A 6,725-nucleotide genomic window follows, 5' to 3' on the forward strand; every position below is an offset into this window, starting at 1 on the left:
AGAAACAGCGCTACAGCGCCGTATCCCGCCCGGCTCATGCCCTAACGACCTCACGCGACGGGACCTACGACGACTGACCGGCGTCGGCGACGGGCGCCGCGCGGACCACGCCGGGCGCCGGGAAGGGCGCGGTGCGGTGCGGGCCGGGAGCCTGGATCTGCCGTGCCCCGAAGAGTGCGGACGCTTCGGCCGCCCGGGCCAGGGAACGGCGGTCGGTGCGGCTGCCCGGCGCTATCGGCTCCTGTATCTCGACCTCGGCGACCAGCTCGCGTGCCCTCACCACCCGCCACACCGAGGTGAGCAGAGAGTCCTCGCCGACGAAGGCGGCCGCAGTGCTGGGTGTGCCCTGGGTCGTCCGGTAGTGCAGGCGGACCGGCTGGACGGGGACGTCCGCGTCCAGTGCGGCCTGGAAGGCGGCCCGGCGGAAGTGGCCCTGGGCGCGGCCGCACCAGGTGCTGCCCTCGGGGAAGACGGCGACCGCCTCGCCGGCCCGCAGCGCCCCGGCGATCAGGCCCACCGTCTCGGGCAGGGCGCGGATACGGTCCCGGTCGATGAACAGGGCGCCGCTGCGGGCGGTCAGCCACCCCGCCACCGGCCACTGGCGGATCTCCGACTTGGCGAGCATTCGGGCCGGGCGGACGGCGGCGAGCAGCGGGATGTCCAGCCAGGAGACGTGGTTGGCGACGAGCAGCAGACCGCCGTCGGGCGCGGCGCCGCCGTTGATGCGGACCCGGACTCCCGCGGCCCGGACGACCCAGCGACACCAGCGTCGGATCAGTTCCGCGGATATCCCTCCGCTGAAGGGGCTGAGCGCGATCCCGATGACCAGCAGGAACAGGACCGCCGCGATCCGCAGGACGGCCAGGGGCAGTGCCCGGGCCGGTCCCGTCACGTCCACGCACGTCTGCGGGGTGCAGGGCGCGCTGGGCCGCCAGAGGGTCGCCGCCTCGGCGGGGTGGGCGGTCGCGGCCGGTGCGCCGACCGCCCCGGCCGCGCGAGCGGTCGCCGTGGGGAGACCCACGGCGCCGAGGGAGTGGGTGCTCATGGCCGCCGCGTCCGTCACGCCGGGACGAGGGAGAGGAAGTGCCGCAGATAGCGCGAGTTGACCCGGCGCATCGACAGCAGCACGTACATGTCGGCGACCCCGAACTCCGGGTCGTGCGCGGGCTCGCCGCAGACCCAGGCGCCGAGGCGGATGTAGCCGCGCAGGAGGGCCGGGAGTTCGGTGCGGGTCGCGGGGGCGGGGGCGGTCGGCTGCCAGGGGCGCAGCGGCCGTACGCGGTACTCCTCCGGAGCCAGGTGCTTGGCCTGCACCCGGTCCCAGGTCCCGGCCGCGAGCGTGCCGCCGTCGGCCAGCGGGATCGAGCAGCAGCCGGCCAGCCACTCATGACCGCGGTCGACCATGTAGCGGGCGATGCCGGCCCAGATGAGGCCGATGACTGCGCCGTCGCGGTGGTCGGGGTGGACGCAGGACCGTCCTACCTCGACCAGGTTCGGGCGCAGGGCGTCGATGCGAGTGAGGTCGAACTCGCCCTCGGAGTACAGCCGGCCCGCGACCGCGGCCCGCTCCGGCGGGAGCAGCCGGTAGGTGCCGACGACCTGTCCGGACACCTCCTCACGGACCAGCAGGTGGTCGCAGTACGCGTCGAAGGCGTCGATGTCGTGACCCGGCTGCGGGGTGGACAGCAGGGCCCCCATCTCACCGGCGAAGACATCGTGCCGCAGCCGCTGGGCGGCGCGCACGTCCTCCTCGTTGCGGGCGAGGCCGACGGTGTAGCGGGTGGGTGCCGTGGGCTGCGGGGGACGTTCGACGGTCAGTACGCCGGTCATGGCTTACTCCTGGTCACGGGCCGGGGACGGCGAGCGGAGAGCGGTGGGAGCGATACGATGTGCCGCCCCTGTTCTTCCGATGCCGGTTGGCGTATGCGTGACCTGTGCCAGGAGAGCGGATGTGCGGATGTTGAACGACGCGGGCCGGTACCGGCCGTCCACCTTCCGGTGCCCGATCGGTCAGCCGGGCGCTCCGGTGCCGTTCACTTGGCGGGCGCGAAAACGCGAGACGGGGCCGGGGAGCACCACTCCCGGCCCCGCCCGTCCGCACTTGTCGGCGAACGTCTGCTGTGCGGACCGACTTACCGCTTCACCTTCCGGGTGGCCCGCAGCCACTCCTTGTTCATGCCAGTGATGGACATGAGAGGGATGCCCTTGGGGCAGGCGGTGGCGCACTCACCGGTGAGCGTGCACCCTCCGAAGCCCTCGTCGTCCATCTGCGCGACCATGTCGAGCACCCGCGTCTCCCGCTCGGGCGCCCCCTGCGGCAGCACATTGAGATGGTTGATCTTGGCGGACGTGAACAGCATCGCCGCCCCGTTCGGGCACGCCGCCACACACGCCCCGCACCCGATGCACTCGGCGTGCTCGAAGGCAAAGTCGGCGTCCGGCTTCGGCACCGGCGTGGCGTGGGCCTCGGGAGCCGCGCCCGTCGGCGCGGTGATGTAACCACCGGCCTGGATGATCCGGTCGAACGCGGACCGGTCCACCACCAGGTCCTTGATCACCGGGAACGCGGACGCCCTCCACGGCTCAATGTCAATCGTGTCGCCGTCCTTGAACGACCGCATGTGCAACTGACACGTGGTCGTCCGCTCCGGCCCGTGCGCATCGCCGTTGATCACGAGCGAGCACGCACCGCAGATGCCCTCACGGCAGTCGTGGTCGAAGGCGACCGGGTCCTCGCCCTTGAGGATGAGCTCCTCGTTGAGGGTGTCGAGCATCTCCAGGAACGACATGTCGGAGGAGATCCCGTCCACCTCGTACGTGGACATGGCGCCGTCGGCGTCGGCGTTCTTCTGCCGCCAGACGCGCAGGGTGAGCTTCATGCGTAGCTCCGCTGGGTGGGGTGGACGTACTCGAAGACCAGGTCTTCCTTGTGCAGGACAGGAGCGGCACCGGTCTCGGTGAACTCCCAGGCCGCCGCGTAGGCGAACTCCTCGTCCCTGCGGGCCGCTTCGCCGTCCGGCGTCTGCGACTCCTCGCGGAAGTGGCCGCCGCAGGACTCGCTGCGGTGCAGCGCGTCGAGGCACATGAGCTCGGCGAGCTCCAGGTAGTCGACGACGCGGTTGGCCTTCTCCAGCGACTGGTTGAACTCCTCGCCGGTACCGGGCACCTTGATGCGCCGCCAGAACTCCTCGCGGATCTGCGGGATGCGTTCCAGGGCCTTGCGCAGGCCGCTGTCGGTGCGGGCCATGCCGCAGAACTCCCACATCAGCTCGCCCACCTCGCGGTGGAAGGAGTCGGGCGTGCGGTCGCCGTCGACGGACAGGAGCAGGTTGAGCCGGTCCTCCGTCTCGGCCAACACCTCCTGCACGGCGGGGTGTTCGTCGGTGACGGCTTCGTGGTGCGGGTTGCGGGCGAGGTAGTCGTTGATGGTGGCCGGCAGCACGAAGTAGCCGTCGGCCAGGCCCTGCATCAGGGCCGAGGCGCCGAGGCGGTTGGCGCCGTGGTCGGAGAAGTTGGCCTCGCCGATCGCGAAGAGACCCGGGATGGTGGTCTGGAGGTCGTAGTCGACCCACAGTCCGCCCATCGTGTAGTGCACGGCCGGGTAGATCCGCATCGGCACCTCGTACGGATCCTCGTCGGTGATCCGCTGGTACATGTCGAAGAGGTTGCCGTACTTGGCCTCGACGGCCCCCCGTCCCATCCGCTTGATGGCGTCGGCGAAGTCGAGGTAGACGCCCTGCCCGCCGGGCCCGACGCCCCGGCCCTCGTCGCAGACGTTCTTCGCGGCGCGGGAGGCGATGTCGCGCGGGACCAGGTTGCCGAAGGACGGGTAGATGCGCTCCAGGTAGTAGTCGCGCTCGTCCTCGGGGATCTTGTTCGCGGGACGGTCGTCGCCCCTGGCCTTCGGCACCCAGATCCGGCCGTCGTTGCGCAGCGACTCGCTCATCAGCGTCAGCTTGGACTGGTGGTCGCCGGTGCGCGGGATGCACGTCGGGTGGATCTGCGTGAAGCAGGGGTTGGCGAAGTAGGCGCCGCGCCGGTGGGCCCGCCAGACGGCGGTGGCGTTGGAGTTCATGGCGTTCGTGGACAGGTAGAAGACGTTGCCGTAGCCGCCGCTGGCCAGTACGACGGCGTCCGCGAAGTATGTGTCGATCTTGCCGGTGATGAGGTCCCGGGCCACGATGCCGCGCGCCCGCCCGTCGACGACGATCAGGTCGAGCATCTCGGTACGCGGGTGCATCTCGATGTTCCCCGCGGCGATCTGCCTGCTGAGGGCCTGGTAGGCGCCGAGCAGCAGCTGCTGTCCCGTCTGGCCGCGGGCGTAGAAGGTCCGCGAGACCTGCACACCGCCGAACGACCGGGTGTCGAGCAGACCGCCGTACTCCCGCGCGAAGGGCACGCCCTGCGCCACGCACTGGTCGATGATCTCCACCGAGATCTGGGCGAGCCGGTGGACGTTGGACTCCCGGGCCCGGAAGTCGCCGCCCTTGACGGTGTCGTAGAACAGCCGGTGGATGGAGTCGCCGTCGTTGCGGTAGTTCTTCGCCGCGTTGATGCCGCCCTGCGCGGCGATCGAGTGGGCGCGGCGCGGGGAGTCCTGGTAGCAGAACTGGACGACGTGGTAGCCCTGTTCGGCGAGTGTGGCGCCGGCGGAGCCGCCGGCCAGGCCCGTCCCCACCACGATGACCGTGTGCTTGCGCCGGTTGGCCGGGTTGACCAGCTTGGCCTCGAAACGGCGCTTGTCCCAGCGCTCGTTGACAGGGCCGGAGGGCGCCTTGGTGTCGACGACCGGTTCGCCGGTCGCGTAGTTCACGTATTCAGCGGTCATGTCAGCTCACCACTCCGGTCATGACGCCCACGGGTACGGCTGTGAACCCGGCCGTGAGCAGCAGCGCGAGGACGTTGGCGACGGTCTTGAGGGCGCGGTCGCGGGTGCGGCTGCCGGCGCCGAGGGTCTGGGCGGCGCTCCAGAAGCCGTGCCGGATGTGCAGGCCGAGGGCGAGCATGGCCACGATGTAGATGGCGTTGCCGTACCAGGTGGAGAAGGTGTCCACGATGTTCTGGTACGGGTGGCCCTCCTGGAAGCCGCCCGAGTGCACGGTGCCGGTCGTCAGGTCCAGGACGTGCCAGACGATGAACAGGCCGAGGATGATGCCGCCCCAGCGCATGGTGCGGGTGGCGTAGGAGGCCCGCGGCTTCTTGTGCACGTACTTGCTGGGGCGCGCCTTGATGTCGCGGCGGCTGAGCTGGAACGCCGAGACCGCGTGGGCGACGACAGCGACGACCAGCACGACGCGGATGAGCCAGAGCGTCCACTCGTAGTGCATGAACGGCTCGCCGACCGTGCGCAGCCAGTGGCCGTACGCGTTGAACTCGCCCGCGCCGAAGTAGATCTTCAGGTTGCCGATCATGTGGGTGACCAGGTACAGCAGCATGATCAGCCCGCTGACCGCCATCACGGTCTTCTTGCCGACGGTGGAGTCCCACACGGTGCGTGCCATGGACGGCCGTCGGTCCGTCCGCGTTGCCAGAGCCATGGCACAGGACGCTAGGGCCGAACGGCCCCATCGGTCCAAGACATGGTCCGGCTCGTTTCGATAGGCCCTGGCTATTCTGACTGGATGCAGTTCCAACAGCTCCAGTACTTCGTGGCGGTCGCCGAGACCCGGCACTTCACCAGGGCCGCCGACCTGGTGCACGTCGCGCAGCCCTCGCTGTCGCAGCAGATCAAGGCGCTGGAGCGGGAGTTGGGCGCGGACCTGTTCCTGCGGGCGCGCGGCAACATCACGCTGACGGACGCCGGAGAGGCCCTGCTCCCGCTGGCCCGGCGCATCCTCGCCGACGCGGACACCGCACGGCACGAGGTGCAGGAACTGGTGCAGCTGCGCCAGGGCCGGGTCCGCCTCGGCGCGACCCCGAGCCTGTGCACGGGCCTGCTCCCGGACGTGCTGCGCGCCTTCCACGACCGCTATCCCGGCATCCAGCTGCTGATCGAGGAGGGCGGCTCGCACGACCTCGTACGGGAACTGGCGCGCGGCGCCCTCGACCTCGCCCTGGTCGTCCTGCCCCTGCCGACCCCGTCCCCGGCGCTGACCACGGTGGAGCTGCTGCGCGAGGACCTGGTGGTCGTCTCCTCACCCGAGGCGCCCCGCCCGGGCGGCGGCCGGCGCACCGTGCGCGTCGCCGACCTGGAGGGCGAACGCCTGGTGATGTTCCGGCACGGCTACGACCTGCGCGAGCTGACGGTGGCCGCCTGCCGCGCCGAGGGCTTCGAGCCGGACTTCGCGGTGGAGGGCGGGGAGATGGACGCGGTGCTAGGGTTCGTCCGGGCAGGGCTCGGCATGGCCGTCGTACCGCGCATGGTGGCGGCACGTTCGGGCCGAGGGCTACGGGTCACCCCGCTGGCCCGGCCGGGGCTGCACCGGACGATCGCGCTGGCCCACCGCAGCGACGTGGCTCCGCCTCGGGCCGCGCGGGAGCTCCAGCGGATGCTGCTGGAGCGGTGAGCGGCCCGCCCGCGAACGACCCTGTTCCCGGCACGGTCAGCGGCGGCGGTACTCGCGCCAGACGTACGCCCCGATGACGCCGGCGACCACGACGGCGACTGCTGCCCGCCAGGGCAAGGTGGTCACGAACGACAGGAACACCAGGCTGAGGCATCCACTCCGCACTGCCGAACGCGGCAGCAGGTAGACATGGCGGGCGGGGTGGATGCGCAGGCCCGA

At 70.9% G+C, this 6,725-nt stretch carries 7 protein-coding genes; 1 reads left to right on the plus strand and 6 read right to left on the minus strand.

Annotated elements, in window-relative coordinates:
- Positions 1-64: 64 nt before the first annotated feature.
- The 5 genes from ADL12_RS18155 to ADL12_RS18175 form a co-directional block, all read right to left on the minus strand.
- Positions 65-1,045, minus strand: a complete 981-nt coding sequence (locus ADL12_RS18155; protein ID WP_079052110.1) for a lysophospholipid acyltransferase family protein — start codon at positions 1,043-1,045, stop codon at positions 65-67.
- Between the two features lie 14 nt (positions 1,046-1,059).
- On the minus strand, positions 1,060-1,830 hold the full coding sequence (locus ADL12_RS18160) for a GNAT family N-acetyltransferase (protein WP_062703708.1): 771 nt from the start codon (positions 1,828-1,830) through the stop codon (positions 1,060-1,062).
- A 302-nt stretch (positions 1,831-2,132) separates the two neighbouring features.
- Positions 2,133-2,879, minus strand: a complete 747-nt coding sequence (locus ADL12_RS18165; protein WP_062703709.1) for a succinate dehydrogenase/fumarate reductase iron-sulfur subunit — start codon at positions 2,877-2,879, stop codon at positions 2,133-2,135.
- The gene (locus ADL12_RS18170) at positions 2,876-4,828 is read right to left on the minus strand and encodes a fumarate reductase/succinate dehydrogenase flavoprotein subunit (protein WP_062703710.1); all 1,953 of its coding nucleotides are present in this window, start codon (positions 4,826-4,828) and stop codon (positions 2,876-2,878) included. Before ADL12_RS18170 ends, ADL12_RS18165 begins: the two co-directional genes overlap by 4 nt.
- Position 4,829: 1 nt before the next feature.
- On the minus strand, positions 4,830-5,501 hold the full coding sequence (locus ADL12_RS18175) for a succinate dehydrogenase (RefSeq protein WP_062703711.1): 672 nt from the start codon (positions 5,499-5,501) through the stop codon (positions 4,830-4,832).
- Positions 5,502-5,621: 120 nt separating this feature from the next.
- Between ADL12_RS18175 and ADL12_RS18180 the strand changes: the two genes are divergently transcribed.
- Positions 5,622-6,506 carry a LysR family transcriptional regulator gene (locus ADL12_RS18180; protein WP_062703712.1) on the plus strand — a complete coding sequence of 295 codons (885 nt, stop codon included), beginning with the start codon at positions 5,622-5,624 and terminating at the stop codon, positions 6,504-6,506.
- 36 nt (positions 6,507-6,542) lie between these two features.
- Here the strand turns inward: ADL12_RS18180 and ADL12_RS18185 are convergent.
- On the minus strand, positions 6,543-6,725 hold a 183-nt coding region (locus tag ADL12_RS18185; protein ID WP_159053185.1), incomplete at its 5' end, for a hypothetical protein.

The organism is Streptomyces regalis, assembly GCF_001509475.1.
GTDB classification, from domain to species: Bacteria; Actinomycetota; Actinomycetes; order Streptomycetales; family Streptomycetaceae; genus Streptomyces; species Streptomyces regalis.